Here is a 25007-nt window from a genome sequence, read left to right as displayed (position 1 = left end):
TGTATCCGTTTAGTCGTTATTTAGCATTTTCGAGAGCATTTTATTTGTTTTATAAAGTCCGTAAGTTAAATCACGTTGATCTTCTTCATTTAGTTTTTCAAGACTATCTGTGAAATTATTATAAATTTGTTTCCATCTCTCATAATGTACTTTTTCAGCTTTTTCTGTTAGGGAAATTAAAACGGCTCGTTTATCTACTGTGTCTTGTTTTTTTACAATGTATCCATTTTGCTCTAAATTACGAACTGTTACACTTAATTGCTGCTTAGGTATGTTTAAGTAATTTGCAATCATTTTCAAATTTACAGCGGCTTTTTGCTGGGCAATATACTCAACTACGTGTTGCTCTAAATGTGTAAATTCAGAGGATTTCTCAGATAACAGTTTGAAAGTACCTGACATATTTAATAATAAATTCATGTATTCGTTTAATAATTCTTTATTGGTCATTATTTTTCGTGTCCTTCATTTATTTAGTAATTATTTTATTACTATTTTTGCTTAAAATCAAATAAAAACATCTATTTTAGTAATTGTTTATTTACTAAAATAGATGTTTTTAAATCGTGAGAAATGCTGTAGAGGAAATGTTAAAGTATTTTTATGTGAGGAGAATGTAAAGATTATAAAATATTACTTTATACATAAACAACTAATGAATCTAATGTCTCTTTCAGATATTATGCTGTAAATAATTTTATGGTAAAATCTTTTACATAATTAAATAAAGGGGCAGTATTCAATGGGTAATTTCTCGAATAGTTTATTGGTATTGTTTGTTCTTATAGTATGTAGCTGTATAATATTTGGTGGATAATATAATGATAGATTGATAAAAAAAGAAGGCATCTCAAAGGTGAGATACCTTCTTTTTTCTTATAATTGTAATTTAGATTCAGCATTAGGTGATTGCTGAAATGTATATTTTGTATACTCACCATTGTTGGAGGAAGATTGTAAAATGTTATTTTCTTTCGGTATTCCTTCAAAATAAGCGCCGATACATCCAGTAGTACATCTATGTCCTGAAAGTAGGATGTTACATTTGGTATCATATTTTAATTCTAACTCTTGCATAAAGTAAAATACCCTTGCAACAAAGCTATGTATGTCTTCAACACCTTTATATATAGTTGAATCAGGAACCATTCCACTCATTTGAACTTCATATTTTTTCAACGTGTCTGCTTCTCCTAAGTCAAAAACATTTAATCTTGTATCTGGAATAGCTTTTATATTAGTAGCCATTTCTGCAGTTTGAATCGCTCTTGTTTGCGGGGAAGAAAACACATAGTCAAATTTAATATTCTGTAGTAATACCCCAAATTGCTCTGCTTGCTTTATCCTAAGCGCATTTAATGGTAATTCGGATTTTCCTTGTAATCGATTTTCTTATTGAACTTACTGGCAATTAAGTTGAAGAAGGGAAACTTATAGTAACCATAGAAAATATTAAATGAATTAAAATTCTTATGAGGTGAAAGTGATGGCAATAAAACAAACTGAAATTAAAGTAGTAGTTGGAGCAGGAGCATTTAACAATAATCCAGGTTGGATTCAAACTAAAGAAGATGAACTTAACTTATTAATTGAAACTACTTGGGAAGAACGATTTGAATATAATTCCATTACAGCCATTTTAGCTGAGCATGTATGGGAACATCTTACTTTTGAAGAAGGTGTAAAAGGGGCTAAAATTTGTTATGAATTTTTAAAACCATCAGGCCATATTCGTTGTGGTGTCCCTGATGCATTTTTCCCAGATGAAACCTACCAAAATATCGTTAAAGTAGGCGGACCTGGACCTAAAGACCATCCAGCTGCAAGCCATAAAATCGTTCATAATTATAAAACATTAACTGAAATGTTTGAAACTGCTGGATTTGAAGTAGTTTTACTTGAATATTGTGATGAAAATGGACAATTTTATTACAACGAATGGGATGCGAACGATGGTGTTATTTTCCGTTCAAAAAGGTATGATTCTAGAAATAAAGGAGATAAACTTGGTTTTCCATCGCTAATTGTTGATGCGATTAAACGATAAGTAATTCAACTAACACATGCGTTAGTTCTATAAGTTCATGAGTCGCAAATGCGGCTTTTTTTGTTTGTGTTGTAATTATTGCGGTAAAGATTCCTCCATTATGCTGCCCTATTAATATCTCTCAATATTCTAGCTAAAAATAATGTGCAATTTTTAAATATATAATCACCATATTAATACTAGACGTACAAACGTGAAAATTCTTGTTTTCTTCACTTTCGCATCCATAGATATGTTTATGCTAATTTTCTAAAAGAGTGATTGTATTAGGTTTGCTTAAGGGTCTACATCAATTAAAAGCACTCGCTCACCATGAGAAGCTAGATAGTATCCAATTTCTTTACAAGGAGTCTTTTCCCTTTGCCACCTTTTATATTAAGAATGGTTATTACATGTCTCATATGTCAGTTCCATTTATCTACTATTACTGAAACTAAAATTTCGTAAATCTTGATATACCTTTTTCAACAAATTAAAACCGATAATTACACTCAAGATATACTAAATAAACAATAAATAGAGAAATATATATGGAATCAATTGTATTTAGTTCATTGTGTTTTTAAACAGAAGGAATTTTATTTTTACTTATTGAAGTATTGTTCTAGTCAGTTTAACGCCGGTCAAAAGAGTTTTTACAGAGTAATTTAGTGGAATAGAAATCAAAGGATAATAGGGAGTATTTACATGAAAACTATTTTAAAGTACACAATTGAACCCCTTAAAGATTTTAATGAATTATTAGCCTTGTATGAATCTTTGGGGTGGAATTCTCTTAAATTAACGGTTAACGAGTTAGAACGAATGTGTATACAAAGTTGGTATGCAATTTATGTTTATGATAACAAAAAATTAGTAGGGATGGGGCGCGTTATATCAGATGGTGTAATTACTGGTATTATTTGCGGAGTATGTGTATTACCGGAATATCAGTCCAAAGGAATTGGAAAGGAAATAGTGGAACGATTAAACAGGTACTGTGAACAAAATAGAGTTATTCCTCAACTTATGTGTGTTGAGGATTTGAAGCCGTACTATGAATCTATTGGATTTGAGGAATTTTCGATTGGAATGACGAAATATATTAAACGATAGGGGGCTTTATTTAATAATTTTTTTTGTAGTCAAAACTATTTTTAGAGTTCAAAAATCTAATTATAAAGGGGACTAAAGTTATGGAGATTGCTAAGGGAGTAGAGATGTTGCATCTTGAATTTCATGGGTATATTATTCATCCAATTCTTTTGTGGGATGATGATATGGCAGTTTTAATAGATACTGGATTCCCTGGACAAATTGAAGATATACGAGTAGCAATGGATAAGGTTGGAGTGCCGCTTGATAAACTTAACGTCGTGATTTTGACGCATCAGGATATAGATCATATAGGTAGTCTTCCTGAACTATTACAAAACTGTGGAAGCAATATTAAAGTTTATTCTCACGAGCTAGATAAGCCTTATATTGAGGGGGATTTACCTTTATTGAAGGGTGCAAACGTAGAGAATCCACCGAAAGGAAAAGTGAGTGATACTTTGATTGACGGTCAAGAACTTCCGTATTGTGGCGGGATTCTTATTATTCATACCCCGGGACATACTCCTGGGCATATTAGCTTATACTTGAAACAAAGTAAAATTCTTATCGCTGGGGATTCAATGTATAGTGTAAACGGTGTTCTAGGGGGAGTTCATGCCCAAACTACTTTGGATATAAAAGAAGCACAACAGTCTTTGAAGAAATATTTAGATCTAGATATTGAATCAGTAGTTTGTTACCATGGAGGGCTAAGTAGGGGGGGAATTAATGAGCAAATCCAAAGATTATAGGGACTGATAATAACAAATTATCATTTCTTGTGAAGTTATTATTAACAATGAACAACTTTTTATATAAAGAAACTTATTAATTACAATAAATAAGAGCATGTTTTGAACATTACTTTTCAATAACATGCTCTTTTATCTAAGTTAACGACATTTAATTAATCAAATCATGTTTTAAGCAAACAGTTACTTTTGTATTAAGTAAATCTTAAACTATTTTTAATTCGATATTAGTTACTTAATCCATTCCAATAAAACGAAACAATTTGTTTTGCTAAGTCATCTATTTCTATAAGAATAGGATTGTGATTCTCATCCTTATAATTTCCAATCGATAATAATGCTACGAAAGCATGAGCAGCTAATTTAGGATTTCCTTTTTGTATTTCTTCATTGTGCATTGCGTTATAGATTACTTTTTCCAATACTTCATACATTTTATCTTCGGCATTTTTCAATTCTTTCAATTGTTCCTCAGATAAAGAGAGTTTTGCATCTTTCATAAAATTTTTCATATCAATGTCCATCGTTGCGTGTAAGTATACTTTAGCAAAGTCTAATAATCTTTCTACCAAAGACTTATTTGTAGAGAGTATTTGATCCATATTTTCTCTTATACGAACCATCATTTGAATCATTGTAGCGGTAAATAAATCAGCTTTTGTTGAGTAGTAATAGTATACAGTTGCCTTTGTAACGCCACATTCTTTCGCGACCTCATCCATCGAAACAACTTGATAATTTTGAGTGAGAAATAATCGAGTTGCACCTTCTAAAATCAGTTCCTTTGTAGCCTTTGTATTTTTATTTTGACGGGGCCTTCCGAGAGGGCGTTGTTTTTGTTCCAAATACATTCGCTCCTGACATTAATTATTGAGGTTATTATAACATAATTTTTAGTCATTCTTGATTAATTAACTGACCAGTATATATAATTAATAGTGGGATAAAAAGGAAGGTGGGTTTTTATGAAAAAACACCAGTTAAGCACGTTAGGGAAGCTTGTAGCAGGGAAGCATACGCAATGGATAACATTAGCGGTATGGATTCTTATTACATTAGTACTTTCATTTACGTTGCCCCAAGTAAATAGTACAAAGGATCCTAATCCGAAGAATCTACCTGAAACAGCTATGTCACAACAAGCTGAAGCACTTATGAAAAAAGAGTTTCCTAATAATGCAGGAAACCCGTTGTTAATTGTATGGCATAGAGATGGTGGATTGCAGTCAAAAGACTACAAATTAATACAGGACGTTTATAAAGAGTTAAAAACGGACCCTTTAAAAAAGCAATCATTGTTACCACCATTTGATACAATCCCTGAGCAAGTACTTTCGAAAAATGCATCAAAAGATGGTACATCATTTGTCACACCAGTATTCTTTAATAAAACTGCTGGAACGGATGTATTAAAAGGTAATTTAGAAGAGTTACGAAAAATAGTGAATAGTAAGGTGGATGAAGATCCATTCAAACGAAAAATTACCGACTCTGGCTTACATGTTCGATTATCTGGACCTGTAGGTATTCAAACGGATGCGGTAAGTTTATTTAGTCAAGCTGATGTGAAATTATTAGTTGCTACTGTACTACTTGTGTTGGTTTTATTAATTTTATTGTATCGCTCTCCAATTTTAGCAATCTTACCTTTACTTGTTGTTGGCTTTGCATATGGAATTATCAGTCCGACACTGGGCTTTTTAGCAGACAATGGATGGATTAAAGTTGATGCACAAGCTATATCGATTATGACAGTTTTACTATTTGGAGCAGGAACGGACTATTGTTTATTTCTTATTTCAAGGTATAGAGAGTACTTATTAGAAGAGAAAAGTAAATATAAAGCATTGCAACTTGCGATAAAAGCATCAGGCGGAGCGATTATCATGAGTGCACTAACTGTAGTACTAGGGTTAGGAACATTATTACTTGCACATTATGGAGCTTTTCATCGATTTGCAGTCCCATTTAGTGTCGCTGTTTTCATAATGGGAATTGCTGCATTAACAATTCTTCCGGCATTATTATTAATTTTCGGTAGAGCTGCATTTTTCCCATTTATACCGAGAACTGATGAAATGAATGAAGAGTATGCAAATAAAAAAAAGAAAGTAGTAAAAGTAAAAACTACAAAGGGGGCCTTTAGTAAAAAGCTTGGCGATATTGTTGTACGTAAACCGTGGACAATTATCATGCTAACCGTAGTTTTATTAGGAGGATTGGCTTCATTTGTACCACGTATTCAATACACATACGATTTGTTAGAATCCTTCCCGAAAGATATGCCATCACGCGAAGGATTTACATTAATTTCTGATCATTTTTCAGCTGGAGAATTAGCACCAGTAAAGATTGTAGTTGATTCAAAAGGAAAAGATTTATCTATTAAACAAGAATTAGAGAAATTATCTTTTGTTAATAAAGTGAAAGAACCAATGAGGGGAAAAGAAAACAATCAATTGCAAATGTATGAAGTTTCTTTAGCGGAAAATCCATATTCGATAGAAGCATTAGATCAAATCCCTAAATTAAAAAATAGTGTAGAAAAGGTATTAAAAGAAGAAGGCATTTCTAACGCTAAGAATCATTTGTGGATTGGCGGAGAAACAGCTTCCTTATATGATACAAAGCAAATTACTGAGCGTGATGAAGCAGTAATTATTCCGGTTATGATTAGTATCATAGCTCTACTTTTACTCGTGTATTTACGTTCAATCGTTGCGATGATTTACTTAATTGTAACAGTTGTTTTATCATTCTTCTCTGCCTTAGGAGCAGGGTGGATTTTACTTCATTTTGGTATGGGGGCTCCTGCAATACAAGGTGCGATCCCGTTATATGCATTTGTATTTTTAGTTGCCTTAGGAGAAGACTATAACATCTTTATGATTTCTGAAATATGGAAAAACAGAAAAAAACAAAATCATTTAGATGCAGTGAAAAATGGTGTTATGCAAACAGGAAGTGTGATTACATCAGCAGGTTTAATTTTAGCGGGAACTTTTGCAGTGTTAGGTACGTTACCAATTCAAGTTTTAGTTCAATTTGGTATTGTAACAGCGATTGGAGTTTTACTCGATACGTTTATTGTTAGGCCGTTACTTGTACCAGCAATTACAGTTGTTTTAGGGCGCTTTGCTTTTTGGCCAGGGAAACTTTCTAAAAAAAGAGAAGAAGTACAAAAAATGAATATATAATATAGAAGAGCCAAGGATATTTTCTTTGGCTTTTTTCTAAATGTAGATGAAGTTAGTTATTTTTTGAAGTAAGATCATCAGTTACAGCGTAGACAACATCTTCAATAGTCGTTTCTGACATTCCGTATAAGCCGTTCATTGCTTGTACTTCCACATTAAGATTTACAGTATTATTATTTTGAATAGATGTAGTGTTTTTGATAACATTTGCTTTTTGATTTGCATTTTTGTCATTTCAAGTATGTATCCTTCAAATATCATTTGATTTATTAATAGTGTGTGGATGGATTTCCAGAAATATGTGAATGAATTTTGGCGGATGTTATATAATTAAATAAAAACTTGGGGTTAAATTTAAACTGTAAGGAGTGAATAGTTGTGGTGAAAGCAAGAAAAATAGCCTTCTAAAATAAAAAAATTTTAGGAGGCTATTAATAATGAAGTTTCATGTAATTGATAGAGAAAATTGGAATAGAAAGCATTATTTTGAACATTATTTAAAATTAAAATGCACGTTTAGTATGACTGTGAATGTTGATATTGCAATATTATTAGAGGAAATACATCAAAAGGAAATTAAATTTTATCCGACTTTTATTTATTTAATTTCTAGAGTGATAAATAAATATAAAGAATTTCGAACATGTTTTAATGAGGATGGAGTTTTAGGGTATTGGGAGGAAATGATACCTAGCTATACAATCTTTCATAAAGAAAATAAGTCTTTTTCAAGTATATGGACAGATTATTCTATTAATTTTCATACTTTCTATAAAAACTATGAAGAGGATATAAGATGTTATGCTAATGTTCATGGTCTCTTCACGAAAGGAAATATTCCGCCAAATGTGTTTCCAATCTCTAGCATACCTTGGACTAGTTTTACTGGATTTAATCTTAATATTAATAATGATGGTGATTTTTTATTACCAATTATAACTTGCGGAAAATATTTCAATGATGGAAGCAAGGTTATGCTACCTATTTCACTTCAAGTACATCATGCGGTTTGTGATGGATATCATGCGAGTCGATTTATAGAGGATTTACAGGAGCAAGCTAATACTTGTAACGAGTGGCTTAAGTAATATCTAATTTTTAATTATATAAAATTGAAAATAAATAAAAAGAAGAGAACATGTTTATATTACATGTTCTCTTCTTTTTATTCATTGATACTAAGTAACAGTGGAAAATATAGGTTGATTTGTAGTTTAATAGTAAAGAGGGTGATTGATTTTAATTTTCTTTATTTTAAAACTATTTAAGGGTTCAAACGTTTTAGTAGGGGGCGAAGTAAAGTGAAATTCGTAAGTATTGAAAAAGATGAGATCCTAATTGATAATATGGCAAAATTGTATTGTAAAGCATTTGAAAAAACACATTTCAATGAAATGATCGAGCGAATGAAAAGACATATAGAATATCCAGGTTTTAAAGGTATATTAGCAATAAATGATGAAAATGAAGTAGTTGGTTTTACTTATGGTTATCGCTCTATGGAGGGACAGTACTATAATCAATTAATGAGAGAAGCGTTAAATTTAGAGCAAGTAGAGGAATGGTTACAAGATTGTTTTGAATTTGTAGAATTAGCAGTTCACCCACAATATCGAAATGAAGGTCTTGGAACGAAATTACATAATGAATTATTAGAAGGGATTTCAAATAGAACGAGCGTTTTAACAACACAAATTAACAATGATAAGGCGCGTTCTTTATATGAAAGATTAGATTGGGTGAATGTATTGGAGCCATTTCATCCAAGTAAAAATGATGTTCCTTATGTAATAATGGGAAAAGTATTAAAAACTAAAGTAAATTAATAACGTTTTTGTTCACATAAGTTATTGGTTTGTAATGATAAAGGGGAAAATGAAATGACGATAATATCTATAGAAAAAGCTACAATTTTAGATGCTGAAAAGTTAACAAAAATAATGACAAAAACATTCGATGAAGAAGCAAAACGTTTGCTATGCGGACAAGATGATGTAATTGATTATAACATTCAGCCACCTGGATACTCTTCAGTTGAAATGATGAAATATTCGATTGAAGAACTGGATTCTTTCAAAGTAATAATGGATAAAGATATTATCGGGGGAATTATAGTTACAACCTCTGGAAAGTCGTATGGAAGAATTGATCGTATTTTTGTAGATCCTGTTTATCAAGGAAAAGGAATTGGATCAAAGGTTATTAAATTAATAGAAGAAGAATTTCCAAACATAAGGATTTGGGATCTCGAAACATCGAGTAGACAAATTAATAATCACCACTTTTATAAAAAGATGGGCTACCAAACAATTTTTGAATCGGAAGAAGAGTATTGTTACGTGAAAAGAATAAAGACAGCTTCACACGAAGAGAACGTAGTTAAAAGTGAAGATATGAAAAATAGACAATACGAAAACTGTAATTTAGCAAATACAGAGTATTATCAAGTGAATTTAAAAAATAGTTCAATTGTTGGTAGTAATGTAATGAATATGAATATGAGTAATTGTAATGTAAGTCAATCAAAGTTTAGAAATATAAATTTTAGAGGGTCCTCATATGCAGATTTAAATCTTTCTGGTAGTAAGTTTAATTTGGTGACATTAGATGGAGTCCAATTTAAAAATACAAATCTTGGAGACGAGAAGGAACCTATCTCATTCGATACATGTGATTTGGAAGGTAGTACAATAAGTAATAGTAAGCTTCAAAATCTTAAAATAGAAAATTGTGATATAACTGGTATGAAAATAAACGGTATTCCAATAGAAAATCTACTTGAGTTGTATAATCAGGTGAAAAATTAAATAGACCCTAAGTATGTTAGATGTTCAAAATTAAAATGTTTTGCTGAAATAATTATATAAAAATAACATAAAGAAAAACGTATGAGAAGGATTATAGCGAAGGATATTAGAATCTGTTATTTATAGGGAGGGAAGAAAAATGGGAATCAACGTTAGAGCAGTAGAAATACAAGATGCTAGAGCAATTCATCGTATATGTATACAGGATGACGTTTTACCTTATATGGTTTTCTTACCTAGCATGCGTGTAGACGCTATGGAAAATAGAATTCGAAACTTAGCACCAAATCAATTTGAATTTGTTGCAGAGTATGATGGAGAAGTTGTTGGATTTGTTGGTTTAACCCAAAGTCCAGGACGTAGATCTCATTCGGGTGATTTGTTTATAGGGGTAGACAGTGAATATCATAATAAAGGAATTGGTAAAGCGCTTCTTACAAAAATGCTTGATTTGGCTGATAATTGGTTAATGTTAGAGAGAGTGGAACTTGGTGTGTTAGAAACGAACCCTAAAGCGAAAGCCCTATATGAAAAATTCGGATTTGTAGAAGAGGGGGTAAAGATAGGGAATTTAAAGGCTCACGGAAAGTTTATTAATGAAGTTATGATGAGTCGTTTTAGATCTGATGGTTTACTTGTACATAATGAAAAAGCATGACAATATAATGTCATGCTTTTTCATTACAACTCGGCTGTAATAAAAATAATGCTAATCCAATAAAAATAATTGTAATTCCAAGTGCTTGTTGTAAAGAAATTGTTTCACTTAAAATGAAATAGGCTAATATACAAGTCCCAATCGTTTCTCCTAAAATACTCATAGAGATCACAGTAGCACTCATCCATTTTAATAACCAATTAAAAATCGTTTGACCTAAAATTGTAGCAATGAAAGCTAATCCAATAAAGGACAACCAAGTTTGTGTAGAGTAATGGAAGAAAGATATTTGCTGCATGTAAGCAAATATACCGAGAAAGCATGCACTACTTCCATAACTAATTATCGAATACGGTATAAGAGATAAATCTTTACGAATGTGTTGACTAATGAAAAAGTAAGCGGTAATGATTCCGGCAGCAATAAACGCTAAAATATCTCCGTATAAAGCTTCTCCACTAATTTGGAAATCTTGCCATCCAATCATGATACTTCCTGAAATGGCAATGAGGCAACCAATAACAGCTCCTTTTGTAAATCTCTCCTTAAATAAAAAATAACCACCAATCATTGAAAATAACGGTTGTAACGTTACGATAACTGTAGAACTTGCTACAGAAGTATATTGTAAGGATTCAAACCATAGTACATAATGTGTAGCTAAAAATAGCCCAGAAATAAATCCGAATCCCCATTGTTTTTTCGTTAATGTTTTTAGCTCGTTTCGATTGTTTTTGTTAAATAGTAATAATGGTAACAGAATCAGTGCGGCAAATAACAATCGATAAAAAGCAATGATTGCCGCAGGAGCATCTGCTAATTTTACAAAGATCGCTGAAGTTGATAAGGCGAATACACCGAAAAATAAGATGAAATATGATAGAGTAGGTGATTTCAAAGTTTGTCCCTCCAATAGGATGTTTATTATAATGAACTGAATGAGATATAATGTACAAAGGTAAGTATATAAGTCTCGGAGACGATAGAAAAGGATTATTTGCCTTTGTTTAGTAAGTCAGCACAAAGGCAATGAAATATACATTATGATGGACGAAAGGGAGTAGTTACTTTGATTAACTATCGGCTTGGACAAACTGTTTTAAGCTATCGTAAAAAAAATAATATGACAATTCGTGAGTTTGCTGATTATGCAGGAATAAGCACATCTCTTATTAGTCAAATTGAAAGAGGGCATGCCAATCCTTCTTTAAGTGTTTTGGAATTAATAGCGAAAGCATTAAATGTACCGCTATTTACACTATTTATTAATGATATTGATACGGATTCACTTATTTCTAAGAAAAAAGATCGAAAAAAAGTATATCGGGAAAATAATGATCACATTGTATATGATGTATTAACACCGGATTTTATGAAAGCACGTATTGAAATGTTAATGATGGATTTAAATAAACAAGCAAATACAACGGAAAGCCACTATTCACATGAAGATAAGGAAGAGATTGCTGTTGTCATGAAAGGGGAAGTGTATGTGGAATTAGAAGGAAAAGAATATTTTTTAGAAGAAGGCGATGTTGTACGTATCCCGCCGAACGTGAAGCATCGGTTTTTGAATAAAAGTGATGAATCGAATTACATTTTATTTGTATTGACGCCATCCTTAGGATGAGTATAAAGTGATTTTTATTACGGGGGATAAAAAGATGGAAAATAAAAGTGTTTTAAAGGGTGGCCTTTCAATTATTTCTCAATGTAAAAAACAAACAAATGATATTTGGCATGCGCATTTCGGAGCAGCTGCAATTGCTAGTTATTTTTTCATAAAAGATAATAATATTGAAGAAGAGATATCTCGTAATATTTATTCACAAACAAAAATGATGCTGAACAAGCAAAACTTAGGAGAAATAACTGATAATAAAGAAGAAAATGAATTTCAAAATGCTAAAGAAATGATTATAAAAACTCTGGAACATACGATGGATGAACTTCATTGGGTGGGGCATAACGTCATTTATGCAGCGCTAAGTTTATTAGCCATGAAAGAGTTGCGAAAATGGGGGAATCATCAAGATATTGAAGGGATAACTAACCTGCTATTATCGTTTCAAAAAACAATTCCCGGTAGATCATGGATTGGTTTTACGACGAAAGAAGTAAAACAATTAAGTATAAATGATGAGATTCAAAGTGGATTAAGAAATCCAAAGCAATTATCTAAATTCATTTTAAATGAGCTATCGAAGTTTAATATTATTTATCGAGCGGAATCACATCATGATTTAATTGGTCATATGCTTACTTTTTCCCACGCCATTAATATAATGTATGATTTAGGACATAGAGATATATTTCAACGAGGGATACGTCCACTTTTAAAACTAGTATACGTACTGCGTGCTAGTCAAAAGCTTATGCCGAATACTGAAATAAATTTACACTCACCTATAGATCGTTTACCTTTAATCGAATCTGAACGTGCTCATGTTTTACCAACAGAAAATCGATTTTGGCTAAAAGACTTTAGTAAATTGAATTGGGATTTTGGGCATGTTTTCAAATTTTCATATAGTTATTTTGATCATATAAAGAGGGATCCAGAATATAAAGATATAACATTAGAAAAATTTAGGTATGTTATTAATTCCTAATGTATTTTAATGATCTGTATAAAGAGGCTAAATTTAAGTTTCTTTGTTGGTAGTATATTATTTTTAAATATGTAAGATTTTACATGCGTTTTTCACTTTTACTAATTATGTAAGTAGGCTATACTAAAATACATACATTTTATTATTGGAGAGAAGTAAAACGACATGGAATTAGCGAAATTGGAAAAAGTAATTGAAATAAAAAAAGAAGAATTAATATATTTAGTATCGGATTATGGAATTCAACATGAAAAAGTACTGGCATTAAGTCAAGAAATAGACAAATTGATTAATTACTTTATGTTTTTAAAATAGAGAGAACTATGACTTCATTTGAAACTGTTATAGTTCTTTTTTATTTATTGATTTAAAATGATGGTTATTTACTGATTAAATTTATATAAATGTATTCGTATATAGTGTCAATTTTTTTACAGAATGATCAAGCTGCTAGTCGAATATAAGGACTTTTGGGTATAATAATAAAGGAATTATTAATTGTATCGGTTAGGAGCGCAGCAAATATGAAAACAGTCGTTGTCATCGGTGGAGGTATTACTGGACTTTCTACTATGTTTTATTTAGAAAAATTAAAGAAGGATTATAATATAGATTTGAATTTAATCCTTATTGAGAAAGAAGAGTATTTAGGTGGTAAGATCCACAGTGTGGAAGAAAATGATTTTATTATGGAATCAGGGGCAGATTCTATCGTTGCTCGTAATGAATATGTTATGCCGCTTGTAAAAGAATTGAATCTAGAAGATGAAATGGTATATAACGAAACAGGTATTTCCTACATATATTCTAATAACATATTACATCCCATTCCGTCTGACACTATATTTGGGATCCCTATGAGTGTTGAATCATTATTTAGCAGTACGCTAGTCTCAACGAAAGGGAAAATTGTTGCTTTAAAAGATTTTATAACGAAAAATAAAGAGTTTACGAAGGATACATCACTTGCTGTATTTTTAGAAAGTTTCTTAGGGGAAGAGTTAGTTGAAAAACAAATCGCTCCTGTGCTTTCAGGTGTATATTCTGGTAAATTGAATGAGCTTACAATGGCATCTACATTGCCTTATTTACTGGACTATAAGAATAAATACGGAAGTATTATTAAAGGTTTTGAAGAGAATAAAAAACAGTTTCAGTCAGCAGGAAATAAGAAGTTTGTATCATTTAAAAGTGGACTATCTACGATTATTAATCGCTTAGAAGAAGTGTTGACTGAGACTGTCGTTAAAAAAGGCGTTGTAACGACGACTGTAAGTAAACAAGGAGATCAATATGAGATTTCTTTGGCAAATCATGAGACAATTCAAGCAGATTATGTTGTTTTAGCAACTCCGCATGATATTGCACAAACTTTATTACAGTCTAATGAGTTAAACGAGCATTTTAATAAATTTAAAAATTCATCGCTTATTAGTATTTACTTAGGTTTTGATATACTAGATGAACAATTACCAGCAGACGGCACAGGGTTTATCGTAACAGAAAACAGTGATTTACATTGTGATGCTTGTACATGGACAAGCCGAAAGTGGAAACATACATCGGGTAAACAAAAGCTGTTAGTAAGAATGTTTTATAAGAGTACAAATCCGGTATATGAAACGATCAAAAATTATAGTAAAGAAGAATTAGTTCGAGTAGCTTTATATGATATTGAAAAGAGTCTCGGAATTAAAGGTGAACCAGAAGTAGTCGAAGTTACGAACTGGAAAGATTTAATGCCGAAATATCATTTAGAACATAATCAAGCGGTTCAATCATTACAAGAAAAAATGACGATTCTTTATCCAAATGTATATTTAGCTGGTGCTTCATATTACGGCGTAGGAATTGGTGCTTGTATTGGAAATGGGAAGAATATGGCCAATGAAATAATGGCTACATTAAATGAACAGTCAAAATAATACTGTAGAATACATATGTAAAAACTGTCCCTCCAGCATAATGGAGGGACAGTTTTTTATTTATTTCACTTGAATTGAAACTTTTTTATTTTTTATATTATTTTCTTTTATTGTTAATGTTATTGTTCCAGACTCTTTAAATGAATATGGTGAGAGATGATAAATCTTTTTTATACTATGTTTTTCTTTTAGTTTATTTGTTGATATTGATACTATATTTGGCCTCCATACTTCTTGTTTGCCTGAAGGATAATCTATGAATATTTCTGGATTTTTAAACTGTAGTGTTTCCCAAGAGACAAAATACAGTTTAATTTCTGCATCTTTTTTTGGTAATTTCTCTGAGAAATAACCGAATTCGCCAACATTACCGAAAACAGTGTGATTTTGATTTTGTAATTGTATATCTAAATGACTAGGTTGATACGTTACTGCGTGATAAATCCCGTATGAAAGAGAAAGTGCGGCAGCGATTAAAATACCAACTGAAAATGTCTTAAAGCTATTTCCTTTAAAACTTGTCATCATGAATGAGTTTGGTGTGAATTTTTTTGCGAATAAAAAAATGAGTAAAATAAATAGAAGTGCTAAGCCAATGAAAATATACATAAAGTTTATACACCTCCGTAAGAAGAGTTACAACCTCCTAAATTATAACAAAAAAGTATATGTTATAATTTAGGAGATTGTTTTTGCAGGGGAAAAATACATCTGTGTCTATCTCTTCGTTAATGAGTTAGATACACTTCTCAGACTTACCGGATTTTTAAGTGAGAATGGAGACAAACAGCACGTTGTTATTGGATGTTAGTTGCGTATAAAGAAAAAACAAAGAGAAAATCATCTCTTTGTTTTTTCTAATTTCCAAGAGCCAAATATTAATAAGCTACCAATAATAAAACAAATGACAATATTGACTGTTATTAAAACAGGGAACATCGGAATTTCGTTATGGATTCCTTTCCCAGTAAGGACTACGAATACGTCATTTAATGGTATACGATAAATGAAACTAAGTACTAATATAAACGTAATTAATAAAATTTGATTTATCATACTTCCTAGTTTAGACCAGCGATTACGAAGTAATAAGCTAGAATCTTTAAGGGAACTAGTAGCGGCGTATGCGAAACGATTTAATTGTCTTGCTTGTAAAGATGAGAAGAAACCGATTAGTAAACCACCGATTGGTAATGTCCATGATAGCATTGTACATAGTATACCTAATAATGCGCCCACATTTGTTACTATTATCGGGTGATAAGAGTTAAAGTGATGGAATAGTTTGGATCCTAAAAATAAGGATAAAATAATCCCGATTCCATATGGTAAATAAACGCCATAAATCATGAAAGTGCTGCTTTCCTGTGACAGTGCAAAGAATGTGCCGTACAATAAGAAAAAATTAACGATCATTCCTTGTGTAAATCCAAAGTAATAAATAAATTTAGGTAATTGAAACTGAAATTTTACTTTAGTGATGTATACAGTTAGTAGTGCTATTGCAACAAGGATGGTGACGATTAATAGTACAAGTAGCAGTTGTAAATTTATTTCACGAGTTGCTTTCATAAGGAAAAGTAGCGTGGTAAAGAGAATGAATAATAAAAATGAAGGTACTGAAAAATGGAATGAGTTCTCTACTGTGACTTCGTATGTTGGCATTTTTCTTAAGGATAAGTAACAAATACAAAGAGCGATTCCGTAAAATATAAAAGCTAAACTTGGATGGTTAGAGTTAGCAGTAAATAAAATAAGTGGAACAATCAATAAAACTGTTAATAGTGCAAAAAGATATTGATTCATTTTCATTTTACTACCAAATAAAAATTTTTCATGATATTGAGTTGTTGTATAAAGTGGTAATAAAATACTTGATGCGATTCCCATAAAAAGGGCAGAGAGTTCAATCCAAATTGTTGAAAAAGTAGCTAAAGACCCGCATAAAGTTCCGATTATCGCAAGCGCAAGAAAGTGTAATAATTGTTCACGTGCGTTTATTTTTGTTTTAAAAGAATGAATAAGAAAAGCGCCTGTATATTTAAAAGTGTAGAAGATAATGAGAGGGAACCAACCATTTAATAGTGTGTTGTATGAATTTCCAATAATGATAAAAAGGAAATAAGGTAAAAAGATAATTGTGTTCATGAGAGCGTATGTAAAATAATTATATTTTGTCATAAAAATAACCTCTTTGCAGTTGTTAATGATTTGAAATTCAATTTATAGTAATTATAGCATAAGGCGAAAATGGTAATCAAAAAGCAAGAAGGTATATTCTTAGTTCATATAGAATAAAAAGGATAAGTGTCATTAGAAATGTTTGATTAGTGGGACATTTAGGACTTTCCTAATTATAAATATTTTTTCTGCTATAATAAATTAGTAGAGAGAAAGGAGTGATCCTATGGCATTTCCTGTGTTAGAAACAGAACGCTTGCGCTTAGTTGAAATAGAACAATCGTATTGTCAAAAAATATATGAAATATTTTCATTAGATGAAGTAACTTGTTATTATGGTATGAATTCTTTTACTGAGTTCGGACAAGCTTCACGTATGATTGAATCTTTTTCGAAAAATTACTATGAGAAAAAGGCAATACGTTGGGGAATCGTATTAAAAGAAACGAATACTTTAGTAGGGACAATTGGATTAAATAATTTACAACTTTGGAGTAAACGATCTGAGATTGGATATGACCTACATCCTCGTTATTGGGGAAACGGCTATGCTTCAGAGGCAGCTAGGGAAATCATTACTTATGGATTTCAAGAGTTAGGTTTATTTAGAATTGGAGCTATTACATATCCTGAGAATATTACTTCTTGCAATATGTTATCTAAAATAGGCTTCCAAAAAGAAGGCTTGTTACGTGGGTACATTCATCAAGGTAATCAACAACATGATGCATTAATGTATTCTATTGTAAGAACAGATGTTGAGGATATTCATTATTAATAAAAAGCCCCTCTTATTTAAAATAAGAGGGGCTTGTAAAAATTAACCTAACTTAGGTAATAAACGTTCTCCGCTTTTCATGTTACTTTTACATAAAGGGCATTTAGGCTCTTCTTCAAATGAAAAGTTCTTTCTCATCCATCCTAAACAATCCTCTGATTCACATTCCCAAACAGGGGTTTGTTCTGGTGGTACTTCTGCTACATCGTTCTTTCGATTGCGATACATGTAACCACTCCTTTTATGTAAAAAATTTTAGTTATATATTAAAAAGGTTGTTAACCGAGCTGGTAACAACCTTTTTATTGTTTAAATTATAGCTTTACAACGTTTTTAGCTTGAGGTCCACGGTTACCGTCTTCAACTTCAAAGCTAACTTCTTGACCTTCGTCAAGAGACTTGAAGCCGTCGCCAGTGATAGCTGAGAAGTGAACGAATACGTCGTTACCGTCTGCAACTTCGATGAAACCGAAACCTTTTTCGCTGTTAAACCATTTTACTTTACCTGTTAATGTCATGGTAATGCCTCCTAAAATTTAAAAAGATTACAATATGATCGGCCTTATTTGAATGAAAATAAAAGTTCACATATTATCAAAAACCCATAAGGAGTACAAAATATCCCTGATTGATACTTGATAATATGCAAAGAAAGTATAGTGTTAAATTGACCTTAATTACTATCTTACAACAAATGGTGTGAAATAGCAAGTGTTGGAAAAATAAAGAAAAAATAGGGTGATTTATAGCAAAAGGCACAAAGACATCTCTTTTATTTATATATTATTCCTAATTTGGATTTATGCTAAAAATTGATGTAAGAAAAAATGTAGAGCAAATATTAATAATGTATTCTTTGTGGTAAAATATGGTTTATTCATTGATGGTAATTAAATATTATAAAAGGAGGAGAGAGAGTTGAAAAATGATTCATTTAATATAATTGAGGCAGCAAAAATAGGGATGAGAAAAGTACACCCAATTTTTGCTGTAATATTAGCTATTATATTTTTGACTTTAGGCGAACTTTTTATGTTGTTTATGCTATTTTTACCGAAAGCTGAAACGACATTCATGAAAGGGATTTATGATAATGTTAGAATGCTGTTAACATTTGGAGGAGCTATATTCATTTTATTTATATGGGTTCGTTTTGTAGAAAAAAGACCTTTTTCGTCCATTGGTTTTTGGAAAGAGCAATGGATGAGAAAGTATTTGAAAGGTGCGTTAATAGGGTTTGTATTTATTTCAATACCAGTTATTCTACTACTATTAATGGGAAGTGTAAAATTACAAGTACAACATATTACCTCAACAGTGATAGTAGGAATAGTAGGATCTTTAGTTGCATTTTTAATACAAGGGGCAACGGAAGAAATTATTGTACGAGGTTGGTTATTCCCGGTTCTTTCTGTTAGAAGTCGTATATGGGTTGGCATAATTGTTACTTCTTTTTTATTTGGGTTTCTTCATCTACTCAATCCAGGAATTACAATGTTATCTATATCGAATATAATATTAGTTGGTGTTTTCGCAGCTTTATACGTATTGAAAGAAGATGGCCTGTGGGGAATATGTGCATGGCACTCAATTTGGAACTGGGCTCAATATAATGTATATGGTTTTGCGGTTAGTGGTACAACTGTATATTCCACTCCAATTTTTAAGTCTATAACAAATGGACCAGAAATATTGCATGGAGGCTCATTCGGAATTGAAGGTAGTATTATTACAACAATTATGCTCTCTATCGCTTCAATTGTTTTATGGAGACAGTTATGGGGTAGAAAAGCGAAACAACGAGATTTTAGTTAATGAAAGTGGGAGAAACTATGGGGATTTTAGCGTTTGAAGGAGCGAGTGCTGTTGGTAAGAGTACAACGTGTCGTGAATTAGAAAAAAATTATGGTGCTTATATTATACCTGAGGTTAATTTTTTATTTGAAAGACCAAAAAATGAACATAGAACATGGTATTTTGAAAAACAAGTAGAGCGCTGGAATATAGCAATGCAGAAGTCGCAGCAATATGAGTTAGTAATACTTGATGGGGATATATATCAGCCACTTAGCTATAATTGGTGTTTCTATTTTGATGTATTTAATCAACCGTTATCTTTAATAGAAAACTTTTATAAAGAAAAGATGATAAATAGGGAAATTGGTTTTCCAGATCAATATTTTTATTTATACACGAATGATGAAGAACTTAGAAAACGGAAAGAATCTGATGAGACGAAAAGAAGAAGGAACTTTGAAAAACATTTACATATATCAAAATCATTTCAGTATTATTATGAAAATTTAAATAACGTTACAGAAGGATACTGCAAGTTAATCGAAGCGAAAAGCGTAAGAAATAATGAATTGGAAATTGTGAAAAGGTTAAAGGACTTGAAAGTGAATGAAGAAAGACGTTTTGATGTTTCGAGGCTAGCTGCTATTACGAAGTGGTTAAAAGAGAATCGTGCATATTAAAAAGCGACGGGTGCCCTATAAGGCACCCGTTGTTTTTTTTATTTAAATGCCAGGTTAATACATCTACTTTATGTATTAACCTGGCATAAAGTTAAAGTAAATATAATTGTAAGAAATAAAATTTGGTTATTCGACAGAATAATCTTTTAATTTACTTAGAAAAGAAATACAATATAAGGAAATCTATAAAAGCTTTCCTATGTAGTTTAGGAGGAATAGGTGTATCAAAAGTGTTAAAAGGTTTATTGAAATAATTCTATTAAAGTAACTAATTATTACTGGTGAAAGGAGACTAAATTTAAGCATGAAGAAAGTTATTATTTCGGATCTAGATGGGACTCTATTAAGAAGTGATAAAACCATTTCAGAGAAATCTATTAATATTTTGAGGGAATGTAAAAATAAAGGGAGTGAACTGATTTTTGCCACGGCAAGACCTCCAAGAGCCATTAACCAGTATATTCCAAGTGTGCTAAAGAATGATATTATCATTTGTTATAACGGGGCTCTTGTACTTAAAGGTAATGATACTTTGTATAAAAAGGAGATTTCTAGAAATGTCATTTTAGAAATTATAGAAAAAGCAAAAAAGTATAACTTAAATAATATTTGCATTGAAATAAATGATAAGCTGTACTCAAATTTTGATGTTACTGATTACTTTGGCAATGTACCGAATGAAGTTATAGATGTAAGAGAGCTAGACTTCAAAGAAGCTTTTAAAGTGATTCTTTGTACGAAGGATTCAATAAATAAGAATTTAATTAAAGAACTTCCTGCCGAATGTAATGCAGTCATTACAGATAATGGAACATTGTGTCAAATTATGCATGCGGAAGTTTCAAAATGGAATAGTATTCAACATGTTCTTCAGCACCTTAATTACGAGGCATCTGACGTAATTGCATTTGGAGATGACTATAATGATATGGAAATGATAGAGAAGTGCGGTATTGGTGTAGCGATGAACAATGCTGTTGAGGAATTAAAATCAGTCGCTAAATTTATTGCAAAAAGTAACGATGAGGATGGCGTTACTACATTTTTGGAAAGTAATAATTTTATTTATGTTAATTAGTGTGAGGAAATGAATGGCAGTAAATTGTAAAAAAATGAGATGCTACACCTGTTTTTGATAGATATAAACTATGAATAGGGATATTTGGGAGGAAACAAGCGGGATGAAAACACTATTTAAAATATTAGGGATCATAGCTGGGATGGCGGTAGTTGGAGTAGGATTAACGTATGGTATGCTGTATTATATGAATCATAGTAAACCGACAGCAAAAAAGACATCGCCGGCAGCTCCGGCAGTAGAAGTGTTAGCTGATAGTAATGTGAAAGCGGAAGATGCAAAGCTTTTAGAAAATGGGAATTATTCGTTACCGAATAGTGGTTTTAATAAAAATTTTAAATGGACTGATGAGAACATACAGACTGCATTACATGAAATGACACATCAAAAAACGAAAGCAGATCAAAAGTGGGGCTATATTTTTATAACACAAGAACGTATTGAAAGTTTACTTGATATTGTAAATAGCAATGATCTTGTACAAAGAAGTGCATATATAGATATTTTAGAACGATGGAAACAAGGAAAATATGAAAAGGTCGATGCTGATCACAACAAGATTTGGAAATTGCAAAGCGGGAATTTAGGAGAAGGAAAAGGAATTATGTCACAAGCGGAACAAAAAGAATTAATTAATCAAGTATTTATGCAAAAAGGTACATATTCAGGTAGTAAATTAATTGCAGGTGGGGGACAACCTAATAAATAAGATACATATCGATTTTGAAACATCTTTGTTGTTAAAAGCGCAAAGGTGTTTTTTATTGACATTAGAAATAAATGGGAATATATTAGCGTGATGATATTCTCACTTTCTATAGAAAAGTTAGGAATTGCAATTGCTAGTTTACTTGTTTTTCCAATCGTATATGTTCTAGTTAAAGAAAAGGAAACATCTAATAAAAAGAAGATGAGTATCTAAGTTATCTTTTAGAAAAATGAGTTGATATTCTTCAAAGGGTATCAACTCATTTTTTCTTTAACGCATTATCCGAAAGAAGTCTCCTTCCTCAAGCGTTGTGAAGGACAATAGTCCAACGGTAGGTGGGAGATGCATTTCGATTTGGTGTAGCCAAAAAAAATTGTTTTTTCTATTTATTTCACCTCTGATATAATCAGTCTTATAAGAGGTAAAGTTTGGTATAACAATGAAATTAGATAATAATAACGCAGTGTTCATGTTGTGCTATCACCTTTGGTGGCTCGCCATAGATAAAGTAAAACAGTTTATGGGAAATCAAGGCGAAAAGTGAGATGAACTGATATGAAAAAGCATAATAAGGCCTACAAATTTCGTCTGTATCCAACAGAAGAACAGGCATATCTGATACGTAAAACCTTCGGGTGTGTACGCTTTGTGTATAACAAAATGCTGGCTGAACGGAAAGAAGTATATGAAAAGTACAAAGAGAACAAGGAAGAACTAAAGAAACAAAAATTACCTACTCCTGCGAAATACAAAGCAGAGTATGAATGGCTGAAGGAAGTCGATTCATTAGCGTTAGCAAACGCTCAACTAAACTTGCAAACCGCGTATAAGAATTTTTTTAGTGGGCAAAGTGATTTTCCTACATTCAAAAATAAAAAAAGTAGAAAATCATATACAACGAATAGGGTAAACGGAAATATTATGTTATTTCATGGTTATATCAAATTACCGAAACTGAAAATGGTGCGACTGAAACAACATAGAGAGATACCGCAAAACCATATCATCAAATCATGTACAATTTCTATGACACCTACTGGTAAATACTATGTGTCCATCTTGATTGAATATGAAAAAGAGATTGTACAAAAAGAAGTAGGAAGTGTGGTTGGATTAGATTTCGCAATGGCTGAATTGTACGTGAGTAGCGAAGATGAGAAAGCCAATTATCCTCGCTTTTATCGTCAAATGCTAGACCGATTAGCAAACGCACAACGAGTATTAGCAAGACGTGTGAAAGGTTCAGCGCGTTGGAATAAACAACGCATTCGTGTAGCTAAGTTGCATGAAAAGGTGGCAAATCAACGTAAGAATTTCCTTCATCATAAGTCTAAAAAATTGGCTACTCATTTTGATGTTGTAGCAATAGAAGACTTACATATGAAAGGAATGTCACGAGCACTTCGCTTTGGTAAAAGTGTTGCGGACAACGGTTGGAGGATGTTCACGACATTTTTAACATATAAGCTACAAGAACAAGGAAAACAACTTGTAAAAATAGATAAGTGGTTTCCTTCTACGAAGATGTGTAGTAGTTGTGGAAACAGAAAAGATATGTCACTATCTGAACGCACGTATGAGTGTTCTTGCGGACTAAAAATAAGTCGTGACTATAACGCAGCTATGAATATCAAAAAGGAAGCTATACGCTTATTAGCGTTGGCATAAATAGTAACAAAATTAACCTTTGGAACAAGGGAGTTAGCTCGGCTGTCCTAAGACGAATTCGTTAGCTATCAAAAGTAACGATTAACCGAGAAGCCCCCACTTCAAGTAAGCTCGTAAGAGATACTAAGTGGTGGGTAGTTCACTAGTGTAAGAAACGATTGTAAAATGGGTGATATCCATCTAGTTTTATGATAGATCACATGACTTTGAATGACTGCTGGAGTTTCGATAGGTTGAAAATATAGTTGCTCTTTCTGACAATTTTCTTGTACAACGATATAAGGGAGAATAGAGATTCCTAACTCGCACATAACGGATTGTTTAATCACTTCAACATTGGAAGTCTCAAATGTTTTATCAGGAATATTCCCGCTTTGACGTAAATAACGATCTACCATCGGTCTATAGCCGCAACTTTGTTCTGTAAATATAAACTGAGTTTTCTGTAATAAACGGAATGGATCAGTGTCGGCAGGGGAATGAGCAGGTAAAATCCATCCAAATGCTTCATTACAAAAAGTATGTGTAATAAAATCATTATGTTCAATAGTTTCTCCAATTAAGAAGATAATATCGGTTTCTCCTTCATGTAGTTTTTTCATTGCTTGTTCATTTGTATTTGTCTCAAGAACGATATTTACTTTCGGATGTTCTTGTTTGTAAGTACGTAATAATTGTGGTAAACGATATACTGCCAATGATTCGTTAGATGTAATACTTAATGTCCCTTCCAAATGATTACTATTTTGAGGGATTTCTTGCGCTTTTTCATAAATAGCAAGTAATTCTAGTGCGTATGGATGAAATTGATGACCTGCTTTTGTAAGAAGTACTTTTTTCCCTAATCGATCGAAAAGAGGAATGTGTAAATCATTTTCTAATACTTTAATGTGCGCTGTAACAGTAGATTGCGCATAACCTAATGCATGAGCAGCTTTGGAAAAACCACCATATTTAACAATGGCACAAAATGTTTTAACATGCCTTATCTCCATAAGTGATACCTCTTTTATTATCATGATTTGTGAATGATTATATCAT

Annotated in this window: 28 protein-coding genes and 1 pseudogene; 19 read left to right on the top strand and 10 right to left on the bottom strand. The window is 31.7% G+C overall.

What is annotated here, in order from left to right; translation table 11 throughout:
* Positions 1-9: 9 nt before the first annotated feature.
* Both MR109_RS16430 and MR109_RS16425 read right to left on the bottom strand, forming a co-directional pair.
* Complete coding sequence (locus MR109_RS16430; RefSeq protein ID WP_242273085.1) at positions 10-450, bottom strand: MarR family winged helix-turn-helix transcriptional regulator; 441 nt, start codon at positions 448-450, stop codon at positions 10-12.
* Between the two features lie 426 nt (positions 451-876).
* Positions 877-1380, bottom strand: a pseudogene (locus MR109_RS16425) (histidine phosphatase family protein); the annotation flags it as partial.
* A 106-nt stretch (positions 1381-1486) separates the two neighbouring features.
* Here MR109_RS16425 and MR109_RS16420 point away from each other — a divergent pair.
* The 3 genes from MR109_RS16420 (at position 1487) to MR109_RS16410 (ending at position 3876) form a co-directional block, all read left to right on the top strand.
* Positions 1487-2047, top strand: a complete 561-nt coding sequence (locus tag MR109_RS16420; RefSeq protein ID WP_242273083.1) for a class I SAM-dependent methyltransferase — start codon at positions 1487-1489, stop codon at positions 2045-2047.
* Positions 2048-2734: 687 nt separating this feature from the next.
* Positions 2735-3142: a GNAT family N-acetyltransferase gene (locus tag MR109_RS16415; RefSeq protein ID WP_242273080.1), complete on the top strand. Its 408-nt coding sequence runs from the start codon at positions 2735-2737 to the stop codon at positions 3140-3142.
* 80 nt (positions 3143-3222) lie between these two features.
* Entirely contained in the window at positions 3223-3876 is a 654-nt protein-coding gene (locus MR109_RS16410) for an MBL fold metallo-hydrolase (protein WP_242273079.1), read from the top strand.
* 227 nt (positions 3877-4103) lie between these two features.
* On the opposite strand, the gene MR109_RS16405 is transcribed toward MR109_RS16410, so the two are convergent.
* Positions 4104-4721 carry a TetR/AcrR family transcriptional regulator gene (locus MR109_RS16405; protein WP_242273076.1) on the bottom strand — a complete coding sequence of 206 codons (618 nt, stop codon included), beginning with the start codon at positions 4719-4721 and terminating at the stop codon, positions 4104-4106.
* A 120-nt stretch (positions 4722-4841) separates the two neighbouring features.
* On the opposite strand from MR109_RS16405, the gene MR109_RS16400 reads away from it, so the two are divergent.
* A complete protein-coding gene (locus MR109_RS16400) occupies positions 4842-7073 on the top strand; it encodes an MMPL family transporter (RefSeq protein WP_242273075.1) in 2232 nt (743 codons plus the stop codon).
* Between the two features lie 52 nt (positions 7074-7125).
* On the opposite strand, the gene MR109_RS16395 is transcribed toward MR109_RS16400, so the two are convergent.
* Positions 7126-7275, bottom strand: coding sequence for a DUF4021 domain-containing protein (locus tag MR109_RS16395; protein ID WP_242273176.1), 150 nt, complete (start codon positions 7273-7275; stop codon positions 7126-7128).
* A 235-nt stretch (positions 7276-7510) separates the two neighbouring features.
* On the opposite strand from MR109_RS16395, the gene catA reads away from it, so the two are divergent.
* From catA to MR109_RS16375, 4 genes are all read left to right on the top strand, one after another.
* On the top strand, positions 7511-8161 hold the full coding sequence (catA, locus tag MR109_RS16390; RefSeq protein ID WP_242273073.1) for a type A chloramphenicol O-acetyltransferase: 651 nt from the start codon (positions 7511-7513) through the stop codon (positions 8159-8161).
* Positions 8162-8374: 213 nt separating this feature from the next.
* Positions 8375-8899, top strand: a complete 525-nt coding sequence (locus MR109_RS16385) for a GNAT family N-acetyltransferase (RefSeq protein ID WP_242273071.1) — start codon at positions 8375-8377, stop codon at positions 8897-8899.
* A 54-nt stretch (positions 8900-8953) separates the two neighbouring features.
* Positions 8954-9880 carry a GNAT family N-acetyltransferase gene (locus MR109_RS16380; protein WP_242273069.1) on the top strand — a complete coding sequence of 309 codons (927 nt, stop codon included), beginning with the start codon at positions 8954-8956 and terminating at the stop codon, positions 9878-9880.
* 139 nt (positions 9881-10019) lie between these two features.
* Entirely contained in the window at positions 10020-10538 is a 519-nt protein-coding gene (locus MR109_RS16375; protein WP_242273066.1) for a GNAT family N-acetyltransferase, read from the top strand.
* Between the two features lie 10 nt (positions 10539-10548).
* Here MR109_RS16375 and MR109_RS16370 read toward each other — a convergent pair whose 3' ends face one another.
* A complete protein-coding gene (locus MR109_RS16370) occupies positions 10549-11436 on the bottom strand; it encodes a DMT family transporter (RefSeq protein WP_242273064.1) in 888 nt (295 codons plus the stop codon).
* A gap of 171 nt (positions 11437-11607) precedes the next feature.
* Between MR109_RS16370 and MR109_RS16365 the strand changes: the two genes are divergently transcribed.
* The 4 genes from MR109_RS16365 (at position 11608) to MR109_RS16350 (ending at position 15075) form a co-directional block, all read left to right on the top strand.
* Positions 11608-12168 (top strand): helix-turn-helix domain-containing protein, encoded by a 561-nt coding sequence (locus MR109_RS16365; RefSeq protein ID WP_098475792.1) that lies wholly within the window; start codon positions 11608-11610, stop codon positions 12166-12168.
* Positions 12169-12202: 34 nt separating this feature from the next.
* Positions 12203-13150, top strand: a complete 948-nt coding sequence (locus MR109_RS16360) for a hypothetical protein (RefSeq protein ID WP_242273062.1) — start codon at positions 12203-12205, stop codon at positions 13148-13150.
* Positions 13151-13315: 165 nt separating this feature from the next.
* On the top strand, positions 13316-13465 hold the full coding sequence (locus MR109_RS16355; RefSeq protein ID WP_071719846.1) for an aspartyl-phosphate phosphatase Spo0E family protein: 150 nt from the start codon (positions 13316-13318) through the stop codon (positions 13463-13465).
* A 209-nt stretch (positions 13466-13674) separates the two neighbouring features.
* Positions 13675-15075, top strand: coding sequence for a protoporphyrinogen oxidase (locus tag MR109_RS16350; protein WP_242273060.1), 1401 nt, complete (start codon positions 13675-13677; stop codon positions 15073-15075).
* Positions 15076-15135: 60 nt separating this feature from the next.
* Here the strand turns inward: MR109_RS16350 and MR109_RS16345 are convergent, their stop codons facing one another.
* Positions 15136-15684, bottom strand: a complete 549-nt coding sequence (locus MR109_RS16345; RefSeq protein ID WP_242273057.1) for a hypothetical protein — start codon at positions 15682-15684, stop codon at positions 15136-15138.
* Between the two features lie 231 nt (positions 15685-15915).
* Positions 15916-17256, bottom strand: coding sequence for a hypothetical protein (locus tag MR109_RS16340; protein WP_242273052.1), 1341 nt, complete (start codon positions 17254-17256; stop codon positions 15916-15918).
* 226 nt (positions 17257-17482) lie between these two features.
* On the opposite strand from MR109_RS16340, the gene MR109_RS16335 reads away from it, so the two are divergent.
* Complete coding sequence (locus MR109_RS16335) at positions 17483-18034, top strand: GNAT family N-acetyltransferase (protein ID WP_002171934.1); 552 nt, start codon at positions 17483-17485, stop codon at positions 18032-18034.
* A 42-nt stretch (positions 18035-18076) separates the two neighbouring features.
* Here MR109_RS16335 and MR109_RS16330 read toward each other — a convergent pair whose 3' ends face one another.
* A complete protein-coding gene (locus MR109_RS16330) occupies positions 18077-18262 on the bottom strand; it encodes a cold-shock protein (RefSeq protein WP_000286200.1) in 186 nt (61 codons plus the stop codon).
* Positions 18263-18348: 86 nt separating this feature from the next.
* Positions 18349-18552, bottom strand: coding sequence for a cold-shock protein CspD (cspD, locus tag MR109_RS16325; RefSeq protein ID WP_000176365.1), 204 nt, complete (start codon positions 18550-18552; stop codon positions 18349-18351).
* 445 nt (positions 18553-18997) lie between these two features.
* On the opposite strand from cspD, the gene MR109_RS16320 reads away from it, so the two are divergent.
* The 6 genes from MR109_RS16320 (at position 18998) to MR109_RS16300 (ending at position 23966) form a co-directional block, all read left to right on the top strand.
* Entirely contained in the window at positions 18998-19849 is an 852-nt protein-coding gene (locus MR109_RS16320; protein WP_374202577.1) for a CPBP family intramembrane glutamic endopeptidase, read from the top strand.
* The gene (locus MR109_RS16315) at positions 19849-20511 is read left to right on the top strand and encodes a nucleoside/nucleotide kinase family protein (RefSeq protein ID WP_242273046.1); all 663 of its coding nucleotides are present in this window, start codon (positions 19849-19851) and stop codon (positions 20509-20511) included. Before MR109_RS16320 ends, MR109_RS16315 begins: the two co-directional genes overlap by 1 nt.
* A gap of 304 nt (positions 20512-20815) precedes the next feature.
* Positions 20816-21589, top strand: coding sequence for a Cof-type HAD-IIB family hydrolase (locus MR109_RS16310; protein ID WP_071719841.1), 774 nt, complete (start codon positions 20816-20818; stop codon positions 21587-21589).
* A gap of 103 nt (positions 21590-21692) precedes the next feature.
* Positions 21693-22298 (top strand): PRK06770 family protein, encoded by a 606-nt coding sequence (locus tag MR109_RS16305; protein WP_071719840.1) that lies wholly within the window; start codon positions 21693-21695, stop codon positions 22296-22298.
* Positions 22299-22385: 87 nt separating this feature from the next.
* Positions 22386-22511, top strand: coding sequence for a hypothetical protein (locus MR109_RS30070; protein ID WP_255300139.1), 126 nt, complete (start codon positions 22386-22388; stop codon positions 22509-22511).
* A 342-nt stretch (positions 22512-22853) separates the two neighbouring features.
* A complete protein-coding gene (locus MR109_RS16300; protein WP_242273045.1) occupies positions 22854-23966 on the top strand; it encodes a transposase in 1113 nt (370 codons plus the stop codon).
* 101 nt (positions 23967-24067) lie between these two features.
* Here MR109_RS16300 and MR109_RS16295 read toward each other — a convergent pair whose 3' ends face one another.
* Positions 24068-24985, bottom strand: coding sequence for a LysR family transcriptional regulator (locus MR109_RS16295; RefSeq protein WP_242273042.1), 918 nt, complete (start codon positions 24983-24985; stop codon positions 24068-24070).
* Positions 24986-25007 lie beyond the last annotated feature (22 nt).

It is taken from the genome of Bacillus cereus group sp. BfR-BA-01310, from assembly GCF_022664325.1.
Lineage (GTDB): Bacteria > Bacillota > Bacilli > Bacillales > Bacillaceae_G > Bacillus_A > Bacillus_A paramycoides.
Note: the sequence above shows the minus strand (reverse complement) of the source record. Positions and strands in the feature narration are given on the sequence as shown.

What these genes read in the sequence shown, in the direction of transcription:
- MR109_RS16320 (WP_374202577.1), top strand. Translation starts at nt 18,998, where the DNA reads ATGAGAAAAGTACACCCAATTTTTGCTGTAATATTAGCTATTATATTT.
- catA (WP_242273073.1), top strand. Translation starts at nt 7,511, where the DNA reads ATGAAGTTTCATGTAATTGATAGAGAAAATTGGAATAGAAAGCATTAT.
- MR109_RS16400 (WP_242273075.1), top strand. Translation starts at nt 4,842, where the DNA reads ATGAAAAAACACCAGTTAAGCACGTTAGGGAAGCTTGTAGCAGGGAAG.
- MR109_RS16295 (WP_242273042.1), bottom strand. Translation starts at nt 24,985, where the DNA reads ATGATAATAAAAGAGGTATCACTTATGGAGATAAGGCATGTTAAAACA.
- MR109_RS16300 (WP_242273045.1), top strand. Translation starts at nt 22,854, where the DNA reads ATGAAAAAGCATAATAAGGCCTACAAATTTCGTCTGTATCCAACAGAA.
- MR109_RS16340 (WP_242273052.1), bottom strand. Translation starts at nt 17,256, where the DNA reads ATGACAAAATATAATTATTTTACATACGCTCTCATGAACACAATTATC.
- MR109_RS16345 (WP_242273057.1), bottom strand. Translation starts at nt 15,684, where the DNA reads ATGTATATTTTCATTGGCTTAGCACTTCTATTTATTTTACTCATTTTT.
- MR109_RS16355 (WP_071719846.1), top strand. Translation starts at nt 13,316, where the DNA reads ATGGAATTAGCGAAATTGGAAAAAGTAATTGAAATAAAAAAAGAAGAA.
- MR109_RS16360 (WP_242273062.1), top strand. Translation starts at nt 12,203, where the DNA reads ATGGAAAATAAAAGTGTTTTAAAGGGTGGCCTTTCAATTATTTCTCAA.
- MR109_RS16410 (WP_242273079.1), top strand. Translation starts at nt 3,223, where the DNA reads ATGGAGATTGCTAAGGGAGTAGAGATGTTGCATCTTGAATTTCATGGG.
- MR109_RS16375 (WP_242273066.1), top strand. Translation starts at nt 10,020, where the DNA reads ATGGGAATCAACGTTAGAGCAGTAGAAATACAAGATGCTAGAGCAATT.
- MR109_RS16350 (WP_242273060.1), top strand. Translation starts at nt 13,675, where the DNA reads ATGAAAACAGTCGTTGTCATCGGTGGAGGTATTACTGGACTTTCTACT.
- MR109_RS16330 (WP_000286200.1), bottom strand. Translation starts at nt 18,262, where the DNA reads ATGTATCGCAATCGAAAGAACGATGTAGCAGAAGTACCACCAGAACAA.
- MR109_RS16335 (WP_002171934.1), top strand. Translation starts at nt 17,483, where the DNA reads ATGGCATTTCCTGTGTTAGAAACAGAACGCTTGCGCTTAGTTGAAATA.
- MR109_RS16310 (WP_071719841.1), top strand. Translation starts at nt 20,816, where the DNA reads ATGAAGAAAGTTATTATTTCGGATCTAGATGGGACTCTATTAAGAAGT.
- MR109_RS16415 (WP_242273080.1), top strand. Translation starts at nt 2,735, where the DNA reads ATGAAAACTATTTTAAAGTACACAATTGAACCCCTTAAAGATTTTAAT.
- cspD (WP_000176365.1), bottom strand. Translation starts at nt 18,552, where the DNA reads ATGACATTAACAGGTAAAGTAAAATGGTTTAACAGCGAAAAAGGTTTC.
- MR109_RS16420 (WP_242273083.1), top strand. Translation starts at nt 1,487, where the DNA reads ATGGCAATAAAACAAACTGAAATTAAAGTAGTAGTTGGAGCAGGAGCA.
- MR109_RS16380 (WP_242273069.1), top strand. Translation starts at nt 8,954, where the DNA reads ATGACGATAATATCTATAGAAAAAGCTACAATTTTAGATGCTGAAAAG.
- MR109_RS16305 (WP_071719840.1), top strand. Translation starts at nt 21,693, where the DNA reads ATGAAAACACTATTTAAAATATTAGGGATCATAGCTGGGATGGCGGTA.
- MR109_RS16315 (WP_242273046.1), top strand. Translation starts at nt 19,849, where the DNA reads ATGAAAGTGGGAGAAACTATGGGGATTTTAGCGTTTGAAGGAGCGAGT.
- MR109_RS16430 (WP_242273085.1), bottom strand. Translation starts at nt 450, where the DNA reads ATGACCAATAAAGAATTATTAAACGAATACATGAATTTATTATTAAAT.